Origin of the sequence: Nonomuraea sediminis, from assembly GCF_018531495.1 — a bacterium.
GTDB lineage: Bacteria > Actinomycetota > Actinomycetes > Streptosporangiales > Streptosporangiaceae > Nonomuraea > Nonomuraea sediminis.
Genome location: NZ_JAHDTI010000017.1, coordinates 206,331 through 227,977 on the forward strand (window position 1 = coordinate 206,331; position 21,647 = coordinate 227,977).

General features: G+C 67.5%; 16 protein-coding genes, 1 rRNA gene and 2 pseudogenes. 9 read left to right on the forward strand and 10 right to left on the reverse strand.

Features of this window, described 5'->3' with window-relative positions; all coding sequences use genetic code 11:
- Position 1 precedes the first annotated feature (1 nt).
- The 3 genes from KIK09_RS49170 to KIK09_RS49180 all read right to left on the reverse strand — a co-directional run bounded on the left by KIK09_RS49170 (position 2) and on the right by KIK09_RS49180 (position 3,641).
- Positions 2-970: an ABC transporter permease gene (locus tag KIK09_RS49170; protein WP_250575019.1), complete on the reverse strand. Its 969-nt coding sequence runs from the start codon at positions 968-970 to the stop codon at positions 2-4.
- Entirely contained in the window at positions 963-1,907 is a 945-nt protein-coding gene (locus tag KIK09_RS49175) for an ABC transporter permease (RefSeq protein ID WP_214326481.1), read from the reverse strand. The genes KIK09_RS49170 and KIK09_RS49175 overlap by 8 nt, the downstream gene beginning before the upstream one ends.
- Before the next feature lie 96 nt (positions 1,908-2,003).
- Positions 2,004-3,641, reverse strand: a complete 1,638-nt coding sequence (locus KIK09_RS49180; protein ID WP_214326482.1) for a peptide ABC transporter substrate-binding protein — start codon at positions 3,639-3,641, stop codon at positions 2,004-2,006.
- A 475-nt stretch (positions 3,642-4,116) separates the two neighbouring features.
- On the opposite strand from KIK09_RS49180, the gene KIK09_RS49185 reads away from it, so the two are divergent.
- From KIK09_RS49185 to KIK09_RS49195, 3 genes are all read left to right on the forward strand, one after another.
- Complete coding sequence (locus KIK09_RS49185) at positions 4,117-5,031, forward strand: ABC transporter permease (RefSeq protein ID WP_214326483.1); 915 nt, start codon at positions 4,117-4,119, stop codon at positions 5,029-5,031.
- A complete protein-coding gene (locus tag KIK09_RS49190) occupies positions 5,024-5,845 on the forward strand; it encodes an ABC transporter ATP-binding protein (RefSeq protein WP_214326484.1) in 822 nt (273 codons plus the stop codon). Before KIK09_RS49185 ends, KIK09_RS49190 begins: the two co-directional genes overlap by 8 nt.
- 134 nt (positions 5,846-5,979) lie before the next feature.
- Positions 5,980-6,153, forward strand: a complete 174-nt coding sequence (locus KIK09_RS49195) for a hypothetical protein (RefSeq protein WP_214326485.1) — start codon at positions 5,980-5,982, stop codon at positions 6,151-6,153.
- 843 nt (positions 6,154-6,996) lie between these two features.
- Here the strand turns inward: KIK09_RS49195 and KIK09_RS49200 are convergent.
- Both KIK09_RS49200 and KIK09_RS49205 read right to left on the reverse strand, forming a co-directional pair.
- Positions 6,997-7,767 (reverse strand): hypothetical protein, encoded by a 771-nt coding sequence (locus tag KIK09_RS49200; protein ID WP_214326486.1) that lies wholly within the window; start codon positions 7,765-7,767, stop codon positions 6,997-6,999.
- Between the two features lie 390 nt (positions 7,768-8,157).
- A complete protein-coding gene (locus KIK09_RS49205) occupies positions 8,158-9,480 on the reverse strand; it encodes a KamA family radical SAM protein (protein ID WP_214326487.1) in 1,323 nt (440 codons plus the stop codon).
- A 175-nt stretch (positions 9,481-9,655) separates the two neighbouring features.
- On the opposite strand from KIK09_RS49205, the gene KIK09_RS49210 reads away from it, so the two are divergent.
- The 5 genes from KIK09_RS49210 (at position 9,656) to KIK09_RS49230 (ending at position 16,711) form a co-directional block, all read left to right on the forward strand.
- Positions 9,656-10,216: a DUF1707 SHOCT-like domain-containing protein gene (locus KIK09_RS49210; protein WP_214326488.1), complete on the forward strand. Its 561-nt coding sequence runs from the start codon at positions 9,656-9,658 to the stop codon at positions 10,214-10,216.
- Between the two features lie 45 nt (positions 10,217-10,261).
- Positions 10,262-11,281: a phosphate acyltransferase PlsX gene (gene plsX, locus KIK09_RS49215; protein WP_250575020.1), complete on the forward strand. Its 1,020-nt coding sequence runs from the start codon at positions 10,262-10,264 to the stop codon at positions 11,279-11,281.
- Positions 11,282-11,338: 57 nt separating this feature from the next.
- Complete coding sequence (locus KIK09_RS49220) at positions 11,339-13,573, forward strand: HAD-IC family P-type ATPase (protein WP_308164758.1); 2,235 nt, start codon at positions 11,339-11,341, stop codon at positions 13,571-13,573.
- Positions 13,570-15,291, forward strand: a complete 1,722-nt coding sequence (argS, locus tag KIK09_RS49225) for an arginine--tRNA ligase (protein WP_214326490.1) — start codon at positions 13,570-13,572, stop codon at positions 15,289-15,291. The genes KIK09_RS49220 and argS overlap by 4 nt, the downstream gene beginning before the upstream one ends.
- A gap of 85 nt (positions 15,292-15,376) precedes the next feature.
- Positions 15,377-16,711 carry a hypothetical protein gene (locus KIK09_RS49230; RefSeq protein WP_250575021.1) on the forward strand — a complete coding sequence of 445 codons (1,335 nt, stop codon included), beginning with the start codon at positions 15,377-15,379 and terminating at the stop codon, positions 16,709-16,711.
- Between the two features lie 476 nt (positions 16,712-17,187).
- Here the strand turns inward: KIK09_RS49230 and KIK09_RS49235 are convergent, their stop codons facing one another.
- Positions 17,188-17,571 (reverse strand): cell division protein SepF, encoded by a 384-nt coding sequence (locus KIK09_RS49235; RefSeq protein ID WP_214326491.1) that lies wholly within the window; start codon positions 17,569-17,571, stop codon positions 17,188-17,190.
- Between the two features lie 167 nt (positions 17,572-17,738).
- On the opposite strand from KIK09_RS49235, the gene KIK09_RS49240 reads away from it, so the two are divergent.
- On the forward strand, positions 17,739-18,503 hold the full coding sequence (locus tag KIK09_RS49240; RefSeq protein WP_214326492.1) for a PhzF family phenazine biosynthesis protein: 765 nt from the start codon (positions 17,739-17,741) through the stop codon (positions 18,501-18,503).
- Between the two features lie 140 nt (positions 18,504-18,643).
- Here the strand turns inward: KIK09_RS49240 and KIK09_RS49245 are convergent.
- From KIK09_RS49245 to rrf, 4 genes and pseudogenes are all read right to left on the reverse strand, one after another.
- Positions 18,644-18,790: pseudogene (locus KIK09_RS49245) on the reverse strand (ISL3 family transposase); the annotation flags it as partial.
- Between the two features lie 305 nt (positions 18,791-19,095).
- Positions 19,096-19,671, reverse strand: coding sequence for a dihydrofolate reductase family protein (locus KIK09_RS49250; protein ID WP_214326493.1), 576 nt, complete (start codon positions 19,669-19,671; stop codon positions 19,096-19,098).
- A gap of 115 nt (positions 19,672-19,786) precedes the next feature.
- Positions 19,787-20,231 (reverse strand): annotated as a pseudogene (locus KIK09_RS58690) (hypothetical protein); the annotation flags it as partial.
- A gap of 1,294 nt (positions 20,232-21,525) precedes the next feature.
- A 5S ribosomal RNA gene (rrf, locus tag KIK09_RS49265) occupies positions 21,526-21,642 on the reverse strand.
- Positions 21,643-21,647 lie beyond the last annotated feature (5 nt).

Sequence of the window (21,647 nt, forward strand, 5' to 3'; positions counted from 1 at the left end):
ATCACCTGAGCTTGGGGTCGAGAGCGTCGCGTACGGCATCGCCGAGCATGATGAACGCGAGCACCGTGATGCTCAGGAACACGGCGGGGAACACCAGAGGCAGGGGCGCCTCCAGGAACCGGTTGCGCGCGTCGGCGATCATCAGGCCCCAGGAGATGTCCGGCGACTGCACGCCGACTCCCAGGAACGACAGCGCCGCTTCGGCTGCGATGAACCCACCGAGGTTGATGGTCGCGATGACGATCACCGGGGCGAGTGCGTTGGGCAGCAGGTGACGGAACATGATGCGGCCGGGACCCGCGCCCAGGGCGCGCGCCGCCACCACGAAGTCCTGGTTCTTGGCCGTGATCACCGCGGCCCGCATGATGCGGAACGTCATCGGCCAGCCGAGCACGGCCAGCGCGATCACCACCAGCAGGATGCTGTTGATCGTGCCACGGAACGTGGCGGCGATCAGCAGGGCGCCCAGGATCGGCGGGATGGCGAAGAAGATCTCCGTCACCCGGGACGACAGCGTGTCGACCGCCTGGCCGTAGTACGCGGCGATCAGGCCGAGCAGGCCACCGAAGACCGCCACGATGACCGTGGTCAGCACGCCGATCACGATCGAGTTCCGCGCGCCGTAGATCGCCCTGGCGTAGACGTCGCAGCCCTGGCTGTCCTTGCCGAACAGGTGTCCGGCGCTGGGCAGGTGCCTGGCGGTGGACAGGTCGCAGGTCTTGGCGTCGAACGGGTTGATCGAGGTGAACAGCGACGGCCAGATCGAGATGACGAGCAGGACGGCGATCAGGACCACCGAGATGACGAACATCGGCTTGCGCCGCAGGTCGTACCAGGCGTCGGTCCAGAGACTGGCCGGCTTGCCTTCCTTCTTCTTGTGCTTGCCCGGCGACGGGGGCGCCATGACCTGATCCACGCTCAGCGTCTGCGTGTCAGGACGCATCGGGCCGATCTGCGGGGTCTCACTCATAGCGGATCCTCGGGTCGAGCACGGCGTACATCATGTCCACCACCAGGTTGGCCACGATGTAGATGAGCACCAGGATTGTCACGATGCCGACGACGACCGGCTGCTCCCGCAGGTACACCGACAGGTAGAGCTGGTTGCCGATGCCGCCCAGGTTGAAGATCGTCTCGGTGATCACCGCGCCGCCCATGAGGTTGCCCAGGTCGGCGCCGAGATAGGTGATCAGCGGGATCAGCGCGTTGCGCAACGCGTGTCTGCCGATCACCCTGCGTCTGGACAGTCCCTTCGCCGTGGCGGTGCGGATGTAGTCCGATCTCAGCGTCTCCACCAAGCTCGTCCTGGTCAGTCGCGTGAGATACGCGATCGACGTTCCGGCGAGCACGAAGCCCGGCAGCAGATAGGACTTGAAGCCGCCGGTGGTGCCCGCGACAGGGAACACCTCGAATCCGACCGCGCCCTTGAGCCACACGCCCAGCCACAGCTGCAGCACGAAGCCCGTCACCAGGGTGGGGACGGAGATGAGGATCAGCGTCGAGGCCAGGATCATGGTGTCCGTGGCCTTGCCGCGTCGCAGCGCCGCCCACAGACCCAGGCCGACGCCGATGAGTGCCTCCATCACCAGCGCGGTGATCGCCAGGTTCAGCGTGACCTGGAACTTGGTCCCGATGAACTCCGAGACCGGGACCTTGGCGAACGTGGTGCCCAGGTCGGCGCGGAAGATCACGCCGCTGATGTAGTACCAGTACTGCAGCAGCAGGGGATCGTTAAGGTGGTACTGATCGCGCAGGATCTGAACGATGTTGGGGTCCATCCGCTTCTCACCGGCCAGCGATGCGATGGGGTCACCCGGCAACGCGAAGACGACAGTGAAGATGAGCAGCGTGGCACCCAGAAGCACAGGTATCGCCTGTAGCAGGCGCCTAATTACATATCGGGCCAATTCACAGCCTCCCGTACACGCCTAGAGGACAGCCGCCGGAACCCGGGGGTTACGTGTTCCTGGACGGCTGTCCTCTAGCGGACCCTCAAGGGAACGTCAGGACTTCTCGACCTGCGGCCAGTCGATCTGGTTCAGCAGGTTGACGTGGACGCCCTTCACCTTGGTGGAGTAGCCCGAGTTGTTCCGGTAGAAGTACACCGGGATGTACGGCATTTCCTTGAGCAGGATGTCGTCGGCGGCCTGGTACTGCTTCAGCGCCTCCTCGGGGGACGAGGCCTGGTCACCCTTGGCGACCGTGGCGTCGAAGTCCTTGTTGGAGTAGCCGGCGTAGTTCGAGCCGTTGGCGATGGCCCCGGTGGAGAAGATCGGGGTCAGGTAGTCCTCGGCGGACGGGTAGTCGATCGCCCAGCCCATGCGGAACATGCCCTTGTACTTCTTGCCCTGCAGGTCGTCCAGGATGGCCGCGAACTTCTCGAACGGCTTCACCGTGACCTCGACGCCGAGGTTGGCGCGCAGGTTGTTGGCGACGGCCTCGATCCACTCCTTGTGGCCACCGTCGGCGTTGTAGCCGAGCTCGAGCTGCTTGGGACCGTTGGCCGCGGCGTACTGCTCCTTGGCCTTGGTGGGGTTGTACTCACAGGCCGTGCAGGCGCCCTGGCGGTAGCCGGCGATGGCGGGGTTGATGAAGTCGTCGGCCGGGGAGCGCGTACCGGAGAAGACCGTCTCGGTGATGGTCTTCCTGTCGATGGCCATCGAGATGGCCTCGCGCATCTTGACGTCCTTGTAGGCCGGGTTGTACTGCAGCGGGAAGCCGATGTAACCGACGCCGGCGTCCGGCTGGTCCTGGTAGCGGTCACCCAGGACGGTCTTCGCGCTCGCGATCGCCGACGGCGGCAGCGAGTCGTGGATGTCCAGGTTGTCGGCCTGCAGGTCGTTCCAGGCGGTCTCGGAGCTCGTGTAGATCTTGAACTCGAGCTTGGTCCAGCCCTTCGGCTTGGCGCCAAGGTACTTGTCGTACACCGACAGCTCGAGGGCCTGGTCGGTGCCCTTCTTGTAGGGCTTGTCCAGCTTGAACAGACCCTGACCGATCGGCTTCTCACCGAACTCGGCGGTGACCTTGCCGTCGGCGCCGAAGGCGGCCTTGGGCAGCGGGTAGAAGGACGTGTAGCCCAGCATGGTCTTGAACTGGGAGAACGGCGCGCTCAGCGTGACCTGGAGCGTCGTGTCGTCGACGGCCTTGAGGCCCTTCATCTCCTTGGTCGCGACCTGCTTGCCGGTGCCCGGGTTGAGGTCGGCGTAACCGTCGATGCGACCGAAGAAGTAGCCGCCGTTCTGGGCGTTGTCCTGGTTGGCACCGAAGTTCCACGCGTCAACGTAGTTCTGGGCGATGAGCGGCTCGCCGTTCTGCCACGTATAGCCAGGCTTGAGCTTGATCGTCCAGACCTTGTTGTCCGTGGTCTCGATCGACTGGGCGACTTCCTCGACCGGGTTCTTGTTCTCGTCGTAGCGCACCAGCGGAGCGAAGATGGCGGCCAGAACCTCAGAACCCTCGGTCTCCGTGGTGTTGGTGGGGATCAGGGTGTTCTGCGGCTCACCTAGTTCCATGCGGACTGGGGTCTCGCCACCACCAGCCGCAGTCGTGTTGCCGCTGGTGGAGCCGCCGCCACACGCGGCAAGCGCGAGGGCCAGCAGCGCGGTACCGGCGACGATCTGTGCGCCCTTAGTAACACGCATGGTGAAGAATTTCCTCCCTCTACAGGTGGGCGTAAGCGCTGGGCTACGTAGTGCTTGTGCAGCCCTGACGGAGGTTCTGGTAATCCCCCGGGTTTGGCTGAGATGGCCAAACCAGCCGACGCCCTGCCAGTCGATCGCGACTATCCCTCAAGAGTTGCCACCAGCGCGTCTCTGCCACATTGCAGTTCGGTCACACGTGTCGTTATCTAGCGTCACAGACATATCCCGTAATGGCCTCAGTGGCGGGTAAACGGGACGCAACCTGACAGGTCACCTCAAGGAACAGTTGGGTAAAAGTACCCCCCAGGGGACAGTGCTCACGCCGTTCCCGTCACGGCCGGCTTCGCTGAGCTACCGTTGAACCAGTCTTGACGGTGCCTTGGAACCGGTTCCCGTGAAGACGACGTCCAACTGACTGCGCCCGAACCAGCCGTGGCGGGCACCCCATCGACCCGGATCCAATAGAGTCCATGCCATGAGCCAGCCGGAATCCGCAGTCGCGGACGCCCAGGCGGGCGGCCGAAGCGGGCAGGAGCCGCTGGCCAAGCTCGCCGAGAGATACGGACTTCGCCGTGCCATCGCCCGGCCGAGGTTCCCTGTCTACCTGCGCCAGCTGTGGGAACGGCGACACTTCATCCTGACGTACGCCACCTCGCGCAACGTCTCGAAGTACTCCAGCTCGGCCCTGGGCCAGCTGTGGCAGGTGCTCACCCCGCTGCTGAACGCCGCGATCTACTTCGTGATGTTCGGCGTCATCCTGGGGGGCAGCAAGCACATCCAGAACTACCCGGCGTTCCTGCTGACCGGGATGTTCATCTTCACCTACACCCAGCGCTCGGTCACCGCGGGGGCCAAGTCCATCTCCGGCAACCTGTCGCTCATCAGGGCGCTGCACTTCCCCCGGGCCTCGCTGCCGCTGGCGTACACGATCCAGGAGCTGCAGCAGCTCGCCGTCTCGATGGGCGTCCTGCTGGTCCTGATCGTCATCACCGGAGAGCTCCCGACCTGGTACTGGCTGATGCTGCCGGTCCTGCTGGCGATCCAGTCGCTGTTCAACGTGGGCGCGAGCCTGGTGATGGCCAGGGTCGGCGCGTCCGTGCGCGACATGAGCCAGCTGCTGCCGTTCATCATGCGCACCTGGCTGTACGCCTCGGGCGTCTTCTTCTCCATCGAGGACAGGATCCAGGCGGCACACCTGCCCGACTGGGTGGCCAAGCTGATGTATCTCAACCCGGCCGCCTCCTACATGGAGTTCGGCCGTGACATCCTGCTCAAGGACGAGGGGCCGCGGCTCTGGGTCCTTGGCAGCTGCGTATTCTGGGCAGTGTTCGCACTCGGCTTCGGCTTCTGGTACTTCTGGCGCGCCGAGGAGAGGTACGGGCGTGGCTGAACTGATCGAGGAGTTGTCACAGGTGAAGGGCGAGGAGCCCACGGGCATGCGGCCCGTGGACGCCCCTACGGGGACCCCGACCGTCATCGTCGACGACCTCCACATCGTCTACCGCGTCTACGGCGCGGCCACGGACGCGGAGAAGGGCAACGCGGTCAACGCCCTCACGCGCATCATCAAGCGGCAGGGCAGGCCGCAGATGAAAGAGGTGCACGCCGTCCAGGGCGTGACCCTGGTGTCCTACCACGGCGACGCCATCGGCATCGTGGGCCGCAACGGCTCGGGCAAGTCCACGCTGCTGCGCGCTATCGCGGGCCTCCTGCCACCGCACTCCGGCTCCGTCTACACCGACGGCCAGCCCTCGCTGCTGGGCGTCAACGCGGCCCTCATGCGTGAGCTCACCGGCGAGCGCAACATCGTCCTCGGCTGCTACGCGATGGGCATGACGCCCGCCGAGGTCAGGGAGAAGTACCAGGAGATCGTCGACTTCTCCGGCATCGACGAGTTCGTCCAGCTGCCCATGTCGACCTACTCCTCCGGCATGGGCGCGCGCCTGCGCTTCGCCATCTCCTCGGCCAAGACCCACGACGTGCTCCTCATCGACGAGGCGCTGGCCACCGGCGACCGCGAGTTCCGCAAGAAGAGCGAGGAGCGCATCAAGCAGATCCGCGAGTCCGCGGGCACCGTCTTCCTCGTCGCCCACGACCTCAAGGTCATCGAGGAGACCTGCAACCGGGTCATCTGGCTGCACAAGGGCAAGATCAAGATGGACGGCGACCCCACCGAGGTCATCGCCGCCTACAACAAGGGCTAGAACCCCGCTCCCATCAGCCCTCTCGACAGTCGATCACGTGTGCGAAAACCCGCGCGACGCGCGAGGTAAACGACTGACAGCGAGACCCGTGTTCCGATAGGATTCGAACGTTAATTCGACCCCAAGGGACACTGATGGAGTGGGGGCGCGCGATGGGAGAGCTCTCGACCGCGATCGACCACCTGGCCTTCGAGGATGTGACCGAGATTCCCCGGGTGCAGCTCGCGGAGCAGCTTCTCGATTTGCACTGGCAGATGGCAAGACTGCAAGCCCAGATAGCCCGGCGCACGGGCGTCCGTCTTCCCTGAACGCGGCGATTTCACTCAGCACGGCATCCGCCTGCCCTGCGACATGACGAAGCCGCCGACCCTCCGCGAGGGTCGGCGGCGGGCGCCCCCCGGACAGCCGGCCACTCTGCAGCGCGGCCTTGCTGTTCGGGGGCAGCCCCGGACCAGGGGCGCGTCCGCCCCGGTCCGCCTTGAGGCCGATGCGCGTCCGCAGCTGACCTCGATGCCCGCGCGATCGACCGCGAGAGCACCGGCACCAGGCCCTCTCCGACCGACGCGTCGGTCCTTCCTTCTCACCTCGGGAATCCGGCGTGCTCAGCCCTGAGCACGCCGACCGCCCGTCTTCGGGCCGGACCCGTTCTCTCGCGCGCTCCGGACGCCCGTGTACGGCATGCCACGCATCCCGCCACGCAGCGATCCCAACGCCGTCGTGCGCCCGCGCATCGCGCCGATGCGAGCGCCCTGACACCGTTGTGCGGCGTTCTCCCGACGGCCGTTGTGCGCCCGTCGAGGTTGCGGCGCTCGTGGCGCGGTCTCCTGCCGATGCATGCGGCACGCCCGCCCGCGGCGGACGTCCCTCCCGTTGCATGCCCGGCCGGATCGAATCCGGCGAGGTCCGCGGCGCGTCCACCGTCGGGTGAACGCCCCTCCCGTTGCGAACCTCGTGCACGATGACCGCGATAGCAGGGCCGAGGCCGCGGCATACCCGCCGTCAGGCGGGCATCCCTCCCGTTGCGTACCTCGTGCCTGGCCACGCGTCCGGCCCGTTTCGCCCTACGGCCGCCCTCCCGGACACCGGTGTCCGCGAAGGGCTTCCGTCATAGCCCTCCGTGGACGACGTCACGGGTGTGAGCGGTCGTCACCTCAGTGCGCGGCGAGACCAGTCACCGGGCCCAGCGTGTCGCCGAGCGTGCCCTGAGACTGGATCCCGTTGGCGGACACGGTGTCGACCGTCCTCTCGACGAGCGGGGCGATCTCGTCGATGGTTGTCCCGCCGATCGGACCCCCGTGCATGAATCCCATGATCGGACCGGTCCCGAGCTGGGCGACCTGGCCCACCAGCGGAATCGGCTCGCCGGCGCGGGCCGTACCGCTCATGTGGGTCTTGGCGGCCTTGCCGCCGCGCCGCCCGGGCAGCTCGGCGATCCCGCTCGTGCTGACAGGCAGAGCGGTGGTGACGCCGCCGAGCACGCCGCCCAGGGGCGAGGTGCCGACCAGGCCGGAGGTCTCGGTGTCGTTCAGGCGGCCCGCCTGGTCGACGACCGGGGAGCTGACGCCTTGCATGCGCAGGCCGTGGGTACCGCCGCCGACGGCTCCCAGCGGGGTGGCGCCGCTGAGCGGGCCACCCAGGTTCCCCAGCGGAGACCCGCCGCCGACGAGGTTGGCCAGCGGGGAAGCACCGCCGACGCTGCCGGTGAGTACGGCGAGCGCGCTCGTCAGGCCCGACAGCGCGGCGGTCGGGCTGTCTCCGTCGGCGGGGGCGCTCCGCAGCGGCGTCAGGCCGCCCATCGGGATCTGGCCCAGGCCGCCGAGCGGCTCGCCCGCGGGTGCGGTCTGTGCTTGCGCGGGTATCGACAGCGCCGCTGCCAGCCCGAATGTCGCGACGGCCAAAGCCGTCTTGATAACACGATTCATGATTGCCTTCCCGGCTCCTGATCGACCGCTTTTCCGGATGGCGAATAAGCGAATCGATAACCCCCGAAAGCCGCGGCGTACACGCTCTGGGCACCACACGAAGCGCGCCGTCCCGGCTGAGCTACTGACGCAGTTGTATCACCACCGCGAGCCGGGCGCCGGAGCCGCAAAGCCCGCTGTACACGGGCTTGACGCACGGTCGGAGGATCATGAAAGGGGCGGCGGGTCAGGCGACAAGTCAGGACATGGCGGGGCGCCATTCCGGATATTCCGTCGACGTCTCCCAGCGATTACCGGCACCTCATCCCCTGGCCCGCGACAACACATGGAAAACAATTGTCACGGGCCGGGGGTTCAGATTTTCCGGTCGCTGGACACGCGCTTTGCCGCTCAGGCCGACAGCCGGGTGTCCTCCGCGACGGGTTCGAACGGAAAACGATCCGCGAAGGCGGGCCGCAGATCCGTCAGCCAGACCGCCCGCGGGTCGTAGCGCGCGAAGAACGGCCGGCCCACCAGCGAGGGGTCCCGTGCCTGGATGAAGTGGAGCACGAAGACCTGCTGGCCGGCGATCTCGGTGACGCCGTCGACGCAGACCTTGCCCGGCGTGGCCGACATGGACGGCCCGCGGACGGTCCTGCACAGTCCTGAGACGCTCGAGTAAGCCTCCCTGAAGACCTCGTAGGCCTGGGCGAGCGGCACGGCGAAGTAGTCCTGCGGGCCGGTGTCACGCTCGACGAACATGTAGTACGGGATCATCCCCATCGCGAGCTGCTTGCGCCACATGCCCGACCAGACGGCCGGGTCGTCGTTGATCGACCTGATCAACGGCGCCTGGGTCCTGATCGTAGCGCCGCTGCCCAGGATCCGCTGGACCGCGGAGCCGACCAGCTCCGGCTCCAGCTCCCGCGTGTGCGAGAAGTGGGCCATGAAGGCCAGGTTCTTGCCACGGGCGACGACCTGCTCGAACAGGCGCAGCGTGTCGTCGGCGTCGGGGTCGGTGGTGAAGCGCTGCGGCCAGTAGGCCAGCGACTTCGTGCCGATCCTGATCGACTCCAGCTGCTCGACCTCCAGCAGCGGCTCGATGTAGCGCTTGAGCACCGGCTCGCCCATGATCATCGGGTCGCCGCCGGTCAGCAGGACGCTGGTCACCTCCGGGTGCTGTCTGAGGTAGGCCACGAGCTGGTCGATGTCGTCGGAGGCGAACTTCAGGTCCGCGTCTCCGACGAACTGGGCCCACCGGAAGCAGTAGGTGCAGTAGGCATGACAGGTCTGCCCCTGCTTGGGAAAGAAGAGCACGGTCTCCGGGTACTTGTGCTGCATCCCAGGCACCGGCTCGCGGCCGATCCGCGGCACGTTGAGCTCCATCTGACCCGCTGGATGCGGGTTGAGGTGCTGACGAACCTTGTTGGCCTCCGCCTGAACCTCGGCGTTCGGCGCTTCCGCCTTGAGCAGGTCGGCCAGCCTCGACACCTCGGCGGCCGGGAGCATGTCTTCCTGCGGGAAGACGAGGCGGTATATGGGATCGTCGGGCGCGGCCGACCAATCTATGAGTTCATCCACGACGTAGGCGTTGGTCCTGAAAGGGAGCACCGTGGCCACGGCGCGCACCCTCAGACGCTGCTCCTCGCCGAGCCCCGCACGCTGCAGGAGCTCGTCGAGATGCTTGGACGTGTAGGCCCGGAATCGTCGTGTTCCTGCCTGGTTCAAGATCACTAGGCCTTTCCCATCTTTTTTGTTCGATCGGATGTAAACCTCACGACCCTGTCGCGCGTCTACGGTTCTTATACCCGGACGCTGCCCGGGCTACTTCCGGTTCCCCTGGGGCCCAAGTTTCTGGAGAGGTTTCACCACTCGCGACATATCGCGAATGTGCGTAGACTCGTGAACCGTGACCGACGATCCGTCTCTCCGCGCCTCCGACGCCGACCGCGACCACGTGGCCGCGATCCTCGGCGAGGCACTCGCCACAGGAAGACTCACCAGCGTCGAGCACGCCGACCGTCTGGAGTCCGTGTACACGGCCAAGACGATGGGCGAGCTCGTCCCCATCACCCGGGACCTGCCCGAGGTGTCCGCCGCGTCCACACCCGCCGCCGTCGTCGAACAGCAGACGATCAACTCGACGTTCAGCAAGATCATTCGAAAGGGCCGCTGGGTCGCCTCCCGCAATACCAGGCTCTCGGCCCGCTTCGGCGCGCTCATCGTGGACCTGAGCTCCGCGGTGCTGCCCGGCAGGGAGATCACGCTCGAGGCCGACGCCAGGTTCAGCAAGCTGATCGTGCGCGTGCCCGACAACGCCCGCGTGATCGACGAGGGCGGCTCCGTCTTCGGTAAGCGCAACGTCACCGCCGGCACCGAGGGAGACGGCCCGCTGATCCGCGTCACCGGCCGGTCCATGTTCAGCAAGGTAATCGTGACGAGGGGCGTATCAGACTGGAACCTTGCATAAAGGTCTGAATCGCCGGCCAGTACGATTGCCGTACGAGGTGACCATTTGTCAGACAGCAGGCCGGTCGCGCTGGATGCCATGGGCGGCGACCACGCGCCGCACGAGATCGTGGCGGGCGCGGTCCACGCGGTCAGGGAGCGCGGCGTCCAGGTCGTGCTGGTCGGCCCACCCAAGATCCTCTACGAGGCGCTCGCGGAGCACGACGCGACCAGGGAGATCCCGATCGTGCGCGCCGAGGAGGCGCTGGCCATGGACGAGGGCGCGCTGGCCAGCCTGCGCCGCCCCCGCTCCAGCATCGCGATCGCCTGCCTCCTGGTACGGCGGGGCGATGCCGGCGCCGTGGTCTCGGCGGGCTCGACGGCCGGCATCGTGGCCACGGGCAGGCTGCGGCTGAAGGGCCAGCAGGGCGTGCTCAGACCCGCCATCGCCGTGGCGCTGCCCACCGCGCCGCACCCCACGATCCTGCTTGACGCGGGCGCGAACGCCGAGGTCAAACCGGAGATGCTGGTCCAGTTCGCGCACCTGGGCTCGGCCTACGCGGAAGCCGCCTTCGGCATCACCGGCCCCCGGGTGGGGCTGCTGACCATCGGCGCTGAGGCCGAGAAGGGCGACAAGCTCGTCAAACGCGCCCACGAGCTGCTGTCCGGCTCGCCCGCGCTGAACTTCGTGGGCAACGTCGAGGGCCACGACCTGCTGACCGGCGTCGCCGACGTCATCACCACCGACGGCTTCACGGGCAACGTCGCGCTCAAGACCATGGAGGGCGCGGTCCGCTACGCCTTCGACCAGCTCAGACAGACAATCGACGAAAGTAGGGTGGCCAAGCTCGGCGCGCTCATGCAACGCTCAAGGGTCAGGCGGCTCTACCGGCGGCTCGACTCCGAGGCGCACGGCGGAGCCGTACTGCTGGGCCTGAACGGCACGGTGGTCATCGCGCACGGATCGTCGCGGGCGCAGGGGATCAGCGCCGCCTGCGAACTGGCCAGAGACCTGTCCGCGAGCGGCATCGTGGCGAGGATCGGCGAACGAATCTCGTCAACCCCCCGAACGCACCGCATCTGGTAGATCTTTGGTGGTTCCGCAAAATCGGGGGGTTGTGTGGACGGGCTCACCACAGCGCAGGTGGCGGTCGCGAAGACCAACGACGTGCCACAGCGATCGAGCAGGTCGCTCGGCGCGATCGTCAGGGCGAACGTCTTCACACTCTTCAACCTGGTGATCGGCGTCCTCTGGGCGCTGGTGATGATCTTCGGCGAGTGGCAGGACGGCCTGTTCGGCCTGGTCATCGTGGCCAACGCGCTGATCGGCATCGTCCAGGAGCTGCGCGCCAAGCACACCCTGGACAAGCTGGCCGTCATCAACGAGGCTCCCGTGCGCGTCCGCCGCGACGGCCGCGAGCAGGAGATCGAGCCGCGCAAGGTGGTGCTCGGCGACCTGATCCTGCTCGGCCCCGGCGACCGCCTGCTGGTCGACGGCGACGTCGTCGAATCCGAAAGCCTGGAGATCGACGAGTCGCTGCTGACCGGCGAGGCCGACCCGGTGCACAAGCACGTCGGCGACCAGGTGCTGTCGGGCAGCTTCGTCGTGGCGGGCTCGGGCGCGTTCGTGGCCACCAAGGTCGGCACCGACGCCTACGCCGTACGGCTGGCCGAGGAGGCCAGCAAGTTCCACCTGGCGCATTCCGAACTGCGCGACGGCGTGGCCAACTTCATCAAATACATCACCTGGCTGGTCATCCCGATCGGTGCCCTGCTGATCTACAGCCAGCTGCGCCACAGCAGCGACTTCGGCGCCGCCATCACCGGCGCGGTCGCCGGCATCGTCACCATGATCCCCGAGGGCCTGGTGCTGATGACCTCGATCGCCTTCGCCGTCGGCGTGGTACGGCTCGGCCAGCGCAAGTGCCTGGTCCAGGAACTGCCCGCGATCGAGGGCCTGGCCAGGGTCGACGTCCTCTGCCTGGACAAGACGGGCACCCTCACCGCCGGCGGGATGGACCTGGACGAGGTGATCCCGCTGGACGGCACCCAGCCCGTCGACGACGCGCTCGCCGCCCTGGCCAACGTGGACCCCCGCCCCAACGCCACCGCCCAGGCCATCCAGGCCGTCCACCCCGCGATGCCCGCCGGGTGGAGCGCGGTGTCGACGACGCCGTTCTCCTCGGCCCGCAAGTACAGCGGCGCCGACTTCGGCCCGCACGGCAACTGGGTCCTCGGCGCCCCCGACGTGCTGCTCGACCCCGGCACCCCCGCCTACGACAAGGCCGCCACCATCGCGGCCACCGGCACCCGCGTGCTCGTCCTGGGCCGCGAGAACGGCTCCATCGCCCCCGCGGCCCTGGTGACGCTCCGGCAGCGAATCAGGCCCGACGCCCACGAAACCCTGCGCTACTTCGCCAAGCAGGGCGTCACGGTCAAGGTGATCTCCGGCGACAACCCCGAGGCCGTCTCCGCGATCGCCACCGGGCTGGAGATCCCCGACGGCGACAAGGCGATCGACGCCCGCACACTGCCCGAGGACGACCTGGACAAGCTCGGCGAACTGCTCGACGCCAACACCGTCTTCGGCCGGGTGACCCCGCAGCAGAAACGCCAGTTCGTCTCCGCCCTGCAGGCGCGCGGCCACACCGTGGCGATGACCGGCGACGGCGTCAACGACGTGCTGGCGCTGAAGGACGCCGACCTCGGCATCGCCATGGGCGCCGGCAGCCCCGCCACCAAGGCGGTCGCCCAGGTCGTGCTGCTCGACAACCGCTTCGCCACCCTGCCCCACGTCGTGGGCGAGGGCCGGCGGGTGCTCGCCAACATCGAGCGGGTCTCCAACCTGTTCCTCACCAAGACCTTCTACGCGATCGTGCTGTCGCTGCTGACCGGCGTGATCGGGCTCATCTTCCCGTTCGCGCCGCGGCACTCCACGCTGGTCAACGCGCTGACCATCGGCATCCCCGCGTTCTTCCTCGCGCTGGCGCCCACGCTCGAGCGCTCCAAGCCCGGATTCGTGCCACGGGTGCTGCGCTTCGCCGTACCGGCAGGGGTGATCTGCGCGGCCGCGGTGTTCCTGTCGTTCTATGCCAGCGGGGCCCAGATCGAGGACCGCTCGTCGGCGGTGATCACGCTCTTCCTCACCACCTGGTGGGTGCTCGTGCTGATCGCCAGGCCCCTGACCTGGTGGCGGGTGGGGCTGGTCGCGGCCATGGCGGCGCTGTTCATGGTGGCGCTGGCCATCCCGTGGGTGCGGCAGTTCTTCGCGCTGCAGCCGGACGACATCGGCAACGATCTGACCGCCGTCGGGATCTCCGTGGTGGCGGCGATATGCATCAGCGCCGCGGTGAAGGTCACCGGTACCCTTAGAACATGACCGACCCGCAGATAGTGCTCACCGAGCGCGTCCAGCAAGCGCTGGCCAACGCGTTCGGCCCTGAGTACGCCGACGCAGATCCGCTGATCCGGCCCTCACAGTTCGCCGACTTCCAGGCGAACGTCGCGATGAGCCTGGCCAAGCGCCTGCGACGGGCCCCGCGGGAGGTCGCGACCGAGATCGCCGCGCAGCTGTCGGACTTTCCCGGAACGGTCGAGGTCAGCGGCCCCGGCTTCCTGAACATCACGCTGGACGACTCCTGGATCGCCACCGAGGCGTCCCAGATGTTCGAGGACCCGCGCATCGGCGTGGGCACCACCACGCCGCCGCAGACCGTGGTGATCGACTACTCCGCGCCCAACGCGGCCAAGGAGATGCACGTCGGCCACCTGCGCACCACGATCGTGGGCGACTCGCTGGCGCGGACGATGGAGCACCTCGGCAACAACGTCATCCGGCAGAACCACCTGGGCGACTGGGGCACGCCGTTCGGCATGCTCATCGAGCACCTGCTCGACATCGGTGAGGACGCCGCCGTCGCGCAGCTCGAAGCCGGCATGGGCACCGAGTACTACCAGGCCGCCCGCGCCAAGTTCGACGGCGACGAGTCGTTCAAGACGCGCTCGCGGCTGCGGGTGACGACGCTGCAGTCGGGCGACCCCGAGACCATGCGGCTCTGGCACGTCTTCATGGACGCCACCGTCCGCTACTTCAACAAGGTCTACGGCATGCTCGGCGTCACGCTCACCGACGCCGACATCGCCGGCGAGAGCATGTACAACCCGATGCTCGAGCAGACGTGCGACGACCTGGAGGCCGCCGGCGTGGCCGTGCTGTCGGAGGGTGCGCTGTGCGTGTTCCCGCCCGGCTTCACCGGCTCCGACGACAAGCCGCTCCCTCTGATCATCAGGAAGAGCGACGGCGGGTACGGCTACGCCACCACGGACCTGTCGGCGGTCCGCTACCGGGTCGACGACCTGAAGGCCGACCGCATCCTGTACGTGGTCGGCGCCGACCAGGCCCTGCACTTCCGGATGGTCTTCGCGGCCGCGCGGCAGGCCGGCTGGCTGCCCGACACGGTCTCGGCCGAGCACGTCCAGATCGGCATGATGCTGGGCAAGGACGGCCGCCGCTTCAAGACCCGGTCGGGCGAGTCCGTCAAGCTGATGGACCTGCTCGACGAGGCGGTCGAGCGGGCTTCGGCGGCCATCTCCGAGCGGGGCTACGACGCCGTGCTGCAGGAGGAGATCGCGCACGCTGTCGGCATGGGCGCGGTGAAGTACGCCGACCTGTCCGTGAGCCACGACAGCGAGTACGTCTTCGACTTCGACCGCATGCTCGGCTTCACCGGCAACACCGGGCCGTACATGCAGTACGCCACGGCCAGGATCCGCTCGATCTTCCGCAGGGGCGGCTACGAGCTCGCCGCCCTACGCGGGCCGATCAAGGTCGACGAGTCCGCCGAGCGGGCGCTCGCGCTGCACCTGCTGAGCTTCGGTGCGGTCGTCGAGCAGGTCGCCGCATTGGCCGAGCCGCACCGGCTGTGCGCCTACCTCTTCGAGACGGCCAGCCTGTTCAGCACGTTCTACGAAGAGTGCCCGGTGCTCAAGGCGGACGCCGAGACCCGTTCCTACCGCCTCGCGCTCTGCGCGCTCACGCTCCGTGTTCTGGAGACTGGGCTCGACCTGCTCGGTGTTCCGGTTCCCGAACGTATGTAACCCCATCGGGGCGCGCCTCCCGCTGGTTGGCGCGCCCCCCGGCTAGGCTTTACGCGGTCATGAACTGAGGGGGGAGTTCTCTGCCTTGAGCACGGACCTGACCGCGAGCCCCCAAGCCGCGTCAGAGCTGCGCCGGTACGCCGAGGCGTTGCTCGCGCACCTGGCGGCCAACGGGACCGCGCCTCCGGCCGCTCCTAGCTTCCGTGACGTACCCGGCTACTGGCTGCCCCCTGCGGTCGAAGCGCTGGTGACCACCCTGTCGGGCGACGATCCGCTCGACCCGCTCAGCCGGGCCGCGGCCCGCGACCAGCAGAAGACCGCGCTCTTCCTGTGCCTGGCCCTGGCCGTGGCGGGCCACGGCAGCCGCATCCACGCTTCCTGGCTGGGCACCGCCTTCGGCGACCTCTCCCTCGACCGGCCAGTCACACACGGTCAGCGGTCGCTGTGGCTGGCCGCCGCTCGGGGTGCGTACGGCCCGGCCGGCAAGATCTTCGTGCTGCGGAAACTGGACGTCCTGGCCATACAGGAGCATGCGGACCCGCGGGAATGGGTGCGGGCGCTGGCGCCCGGGGAGCCTTCCGTGGTGGTTCCCGCCTCTCTCGTTGACTTTCCGGAAATGGCGGAGATTCCGGAGCTGGCGCGTCCGGCGCAGGCGGCCGCGCGGCTGGCCCGGCTGCGGGCGCGCTGTGCGGAGATCACCTCGGCCCGGCAGGCGGAGCACGACTCGTCGACGCCGCTCACCAACGGCACCAGCAGTCCCGTCGCGGCCTGGGCGGAGGACGAGCCGCTCGCCGTACTGCGCGCGCTGATCGGGCTGGGCGGGCCCGAGGGGCCGATGGCGTCGCTCAACTCGCACCTGCTCGACGACCTGCGGCCCGGGGCCGACCCGCACCTGGCGGCGATCGCGCTGCACGTGGCGGCGCCGATACTGCGCAAAGTCGCCGAGGAGCTGGAGGAGATCACCCGGACGACGCCACCCTCGTCGGTCACGGTGCCACTCCTCGGCCACACGATCTCGCTCCACCCCGAAGGCCCCGACCCGGAGTCACTCGCCGACGCCGAACGCGCGATCATCGCCGACGGCGTGCCGCCCCGACGCGCTCCCTGGTCGGCGTACACACTGCTCGTGGTCGGACTGTGCTGCTTCACCGCCGCGATCCTGTCGACCGCACTCTGGGCAGCCCCCGGAGCGCTGACCTTCGGTGCGGCCGCCTGGCTCCTGTGGCGCCGCCACCAGGCCGTCGAGTCAGACGCCCGCTACGTAGCCGCCCAACTGGCAGAGCTCAAGGAACTGGCGGACGGCGCGGTATGGGCTCTCCACGACTACGCCCGCGAATCTGACCACCGCGCCAAGAAGGCCGCAGACGACGCCGCCGAACTAACCCGCCTGATCCGCCGCGGCCCCCGCGCCGCCAAGTAACCCACCCCGGCACGGCGCCGCCCAGCCGCTACCACCGATCCCACCGGGCTCCGGCCCAGCTCCAGCCGCTGACGCCGCCGCAACACTCTCACCGCTGACGTCCTCGCATGCCCACGGCCTCCGCGCAGCCCCAGCCACCGACGCCGCCGCACCTCGCAGCGGGACAGTTCACGCAGGGCTCATGCGGCCCGTGTCGCTGCCAATGCCTTGCCGCTGTGCGTCCGGCGCGCTCGGGGCCGTTCCGGCGAAGGCGACAACCTCCGCGTAACCCCTCGCGCCGTATCCCCGACCCATGCCTCTGGCGGCTTCGGGCGCTCAGCGCAGACTCACGCGAGCAGCCCTAGGGTCGGGCGGCGGTAACGTCGGACGCCCCTCGCAGGCCGCAGCACTCAAGCGGCCCTCCCCCGCAGCCCGAAGGCTGCCGAAATCCCGCGCGTAGCGGGTGTGGGCGGCTCCCCCGCGAGCCGCCGGTGGACCTACTCGGAGGTCTCGATCTCCACGTGCGCGGGCGCGAGCAGGAACACCCGGTCGGCGATCCGCTCGATCCGGCCCTCGCACCCGTAGGCGAGACCCGCCGCGAAGTCGACCATCCGGGTCGCCTCGGGCATCGGCATACCGGTGACGTCCATGATCACCGTCTGCCCCTCACGGAAGTGCTGCCCGATCATCGGCGCGTCGTTGTACTTGAGCGGCTGCACCATCACGATTCGCGACGGCTCAACGGTGGACCGCCACCGCTTGGCCGCCCGCTCCGTCGCCGGCATGTACTCCTCTTCGTACTGCTCGTCGTCGTAGCCATCGTCATAGTGGTCGATCCCGCCCAGGCCAAGGTAGCTCACCACCTTGCGCACTGCCCCCATCGGCTATGTCCTTTCCTCAGGAACTCACCGGAATCGGTACGTCCCTACACATTGGACGGTAACCGACGATTCGGTGTTCGCCATGCGACACGCCCATCACTTATTCCATTTTGTACGTCTAGCGTCCCGGTTTCGAGTGGATATCTGGCCGCCTATAGCATCCTGTCATGCGACTGTTCACCGTGGACGCCTTCACCGACACTGCTTTCAAGGGAAATCCTGCCGCAGTCTGCCTGCTCGAGTCACGTGTACACGACGAGTGGATGCAGTCTGTTGCGGCCGAGATGAACCTGTCCGAGACGGCCTTCCTGCTGGGCGATTCGTTGCGCTGGTTCACCCCCAAGGTCGAGGTGTCGCTGTGCGGCCACGCGACCCTCGCGACGGCTCACGTGCTCTATTCGACCGGGTTGGCCGACGGCGAGGTGCAATTCTCCACGGCGAGCGGAACGCTCACGGTGAATCGCCAGGCAGACGGCATGATCACGATGGATTTCCCGGCCAAGGAAGTGACGCCCACCACAGTTCCTCCGGGTCTTGAAAAGGCCCTCGGGGTGACTCCTGTAGCGGTCGGCAAGAGCAATCTCGACCTGCTCGTCGAGGTCGATTCCGAGGACACGGTTCGCACTCTCACCCCCGACATCGAAGCACTCACATCAGTGGACGCTCGCGGAGTAATCATCACAGCCCGCGGCACTTCAGTGGATTTCGTCTCCCGCTTCTTCGCCCCTCGAGTAGGAGTCCCAGAAGACCCGGTAACCGGCTCCGCCCACTGCGCCCTGGCCCCCTACTGGTCCCCCCGCCTCAACCGCACCCACCTCACGGCCGCCCAACTCTCCCCCCGAGGCGGCCTCATCCACATCACCTACCGCGGCCCCCGAGTAACCCTCGCCGGCCACGCCACCACCATCCTCACCGCCACCCTCCACGCCTAACTCCCACCCCCACACCACAAGCCCCCTTCCCCAGGTGTGTCGCAAAAGTGGATCAAGGTCGCGATGTGAGTGTGGATCCCACCATCGTCCGCGCCCACCAGCACGCTGCGGGGCCCGCAAAAGGGGGCTTTGCAGGCGCTTCATGATCGAGGGTGTAACTGGGATCTGAATCCGCCGGTCTCGAGCAGTGACCGGGCGACGTAGTCGGTGAGGTTGCGGAAGCCCAGGGCGGTGCCGCGTAGGTGTTCCATGCGGAACCCCAGCGCGGTGGCGCCCTGCGACCGGCCACCAGCGCCCGATCCTCATCCAGCAGCGCCCAGAACTCGATCAGCTCATCCAGCGCGGCCGGTTCCATGCAGCACCATCATCCCCGCTCACTTCACCACCAGCGCCAATCGAACCTGAGCGATCAACGTGTAGCCACGACCATCGTCAGCGACGAGAGAGTCAACCCCGCACGGAGTCGTCGAGTTGAGACGTGCAGAGTCTTTTGCTGGTGGTCAACGTGTCGACGTCAACAGCACAGCGCCATTCACCACGCACGCGGCGAGGATGACGATCCCGGCATGGCTCAACGCCGCCCCGTCGCCGATCAACCGTGTCGGGTCGGCCGATAGGTCAGCACCTGCGTGTGGCCGTCGAAGGTCCGGGCCTCGAGCAGCTCCAGGTCGAAGTCGTTCACACCGTGGAAGATCCGGTCCACGCCGGTCGCCCCGGAGATCACTGGAAAGACCGTCACCTCGATGGTGTCGACCAGGCCGGCGTTCAGCAGCGCCCGGTTGAGCGTCAGGCTGCCGTGGGAGCGCAGCGGCACATCGGATTCGGCCTTGAGGCGCGCGACCACCTCGACAGGATCGCCGGACTCGATGGTCGTGTCCGGCCACTCGAGCGGCTTGGTCAGTTGGCTGGACAGCACCGTGACCGGGGAGTCGAACATGCGCGTGATCCACCCGTCGAACAGGCTGCGGTCGACGCCTGCGTCAAGGAACGGCGCGTTCGAGGAGTAGGTCTTGGCCCCGAGCACCATACGCAGCGGGTCGCGGTAGGCAGCGGCGCGATAGGCGAGGAATTCGGGGCCCTGCTTGCCCCAGTAGCCGCCCCAGTCGCCGTTGTGGTTGGCGAAGCCGTCGAGCGTGGAGAAGATGTCGAAGGTGTACGTGGCAGCCATGGTGTCTCCTTGCGGGAAGTCGGTCGCGCGCGCCTTGTGGCGGCCTCACCCCTGCTACGAACACCACCGCCCCGATCCGACACGCCTCCCGGACTTCTTTCAAAACTCTCCGAGCTCAACCGATCTGAGTGTGTAGTCGTGCTCTGAACCCGCCAGCCGCGAGTAGTGATCGTGCGATGTAGTCGGCGAGGTTGCCGAAGCCCAGCGCGGAGCCGCGTAGGCGTTCGAGGCGACCGTTGATCGCTTCGGTCGGTCCGTTACTAGGGCCGGCCGGTCGAAGGAGGCCAGCACGTCGACCGGGCCGGCGTTTGAGCGTTCGCCCGAGTGTGATCACCGTAGGCCAGCACGTCGGCGCCCCGGCGCTTGAGCGTTCGCCCGAGTGTGATCAGCTCGATCAGGGCTGTGGGCGCCGCCACGCTGATAAGGGTGATGGTCTTCGCCAGGTCAGTCTTCGCGCAGGCTCGATTCGGGTTGCGGCAGGCGGCGACGATGCGTAGCCAGATGGCTTCGACCTCGACGTGCTGCTTGGTGGCGAACACGGCAGTCAGTCTTCGGTGTTGCGAGTGTTTACCGACCGCGGGAGTCCATAGATGGCCTTCGACCTGCGGTGATACGTAGCTTACATGTCCTCGATGGAAGACCAAGAAGGTTCGGGAAGATCGCCCGGTGTGGTACTTCGACCTGTTGCAGACTGTCGCTGATCTTGTGTGACTACCTGGATGTGGGGAGGAGGGAAAGGGCCACGTTGATCGTTGCGGCCTTCTTTGGGAGGATGGCTGCTATGACTTCGAACCGACGAAAGGCCTGTGGCGCGTAGAGGGCCAGGCCAGGTGCGCGCGAACCTGCCGCGCAGGCTCCGCCCAGGACAGGGCAGGAAGATTGTTTCTGGGGTCTCGGCGCGTGCGCAGAGCGAGATCGCCAGGTTCGAGAGCTCGCGTCTGTGGCCGGGCGCCATCGCCGATGCGGTGGCGCGCTGGGCTGGGACCGTTCACGGGCCAGCTCGCCGGCTGACGGATCCGGTGGTTCGTGGTTGCGGGGTTGAGGCATGCTGCCCCTCCGACGCTCATCCGCGAGGGATGCTGGAGCAGGCCCTGTGTGGGCTTCCGGCTCGCGCGTCGCGGGAACTCCGGCAGGGGGTTCAGCCGCTTGATGAGCTCTACTTTTTCCGCACGATTGTGGACTCCGATGCCGATCCGTCCCAACCATGGTGGTTGAGGAGATGCTGAGCCTCGGCCGGGGGGATGCCTCGTAAACGCCCCTCCGCCCTCCGGCCGGGGTCAGGCTCCTGCCTGCGGTGCGGCACCCGGCAGGACTACTGCGAACGTCATGACGCAGCGCTTTGCGTCCTGTGTGATGAGTGGCGTGAGGGTGTCTGCGGTGACCTCGGGTGCGCCTACTGCCGAGACCGGCCCGCGCGACCAAGCCTGGCCCAAGACCATGCCCCTGCGGAGCCTGCCTTGCGCCGGGCAGCCCGGCTGGCCAGCCGACGGCTCCTGCGACACCGGCCGACAGGCCCGGCCACCGGGTGGTGATCGGGCCTGTCAGGTCGCAGCCTTGTCGGGCTACTTGCCGGCCATAGGGTCGAGGAGCTGAGCTTCAAGCACGCCAACCGCCTGGGGCGTGCCCCCTGGTGGGCACGTTGTAAGACGCGAGCGGCGCTCCGGAAATACGAAAGGGCCACCCGCACCCCGGATGGCCCCTTCGAAATACGCGAGGGGCCACCCAACGCCGTGGATAGCCGCAGAAAGCAGCGGGCGGCCGGCCCAAGCCCCAAGCCTAGGAGCCCAGGCCTGGCCCGGAAACGCGGAAAGGCCCACCCCATATCCAGGGCGGGCCTCTCCGATACAACGATTTGTGCGGCGGCGACCTACTCTCCCACACCCTCCCGAGTGCAGTACCATCGGCGCAGAGAAGCTTAACTTCCGGGTTCGGAATGTAACCGGGTGTTTCCTTCCCGCCATAACCACCGCAACCCC

Coding starts and splice junctions, on each gene's coding strand:
- KIK09_RS49200 (WP_214326486.1), bottom strand. CDS start 7,767: ATGAATCGTGTTATCAAGACGGCTTTGGCCGTCGCGACATTCGGGCTG.
- argS (WP_214326490.1), top strand. CDS start 13,570: ATGACCGACCCGCAGATAGTGCTCACCGAGCGCGTCCAGCAAGCGCTG.
- KIK09_RS49250 (WP_214326493.1), bottom strand. CDS start 19,671: ATGGCTGCCACGTACACCTTCGACATCTTCTCCACGCTCGACGGCTTC.
- KIK09_RS49170 (WP_250575019.1), bottom strand. CDS start 970: ATGAGTGAGACCCCGCAGATCGGCCCGATGCGTCCTGACACGCAGACG.
- KIK09_RS49235 (WP_214326491.1), bottom strand. CDS start 17,571: ATGGGGGCAGTGCGCAAGGTGGTGAGCTACCTTGGCCTGGGCGGGATC.
- KIK09_RS49195 (WP_214326485.1), top strand. CDS start 5,980: ATGGAGTGGGGGCGCGCGATGGGAGAGCTCTCGACCGCGATCGACCAC.
- KIK09_RS49180 (WP_214326482.1), bottom strand. CDS start 3,641: ATGCGTGTTACTAAGGGCGCACAGATCGTCGCCGGTACCGCGCTGCTG.
- KIK09_RS49185 (WP_214326483.1), top strand. CDS start 4,117: ATGAGCCAGCCGGAATCCGCAGTCGCGGACGCCCAGGCGGGCGGCCGA.
- KIK09_RS49240 (WP_214326492.1), top strand. CDS start 17,739: ATGCGACTGTTCACCGTGGACGCCTTCACCGACACTGCTTTCAAGGGA.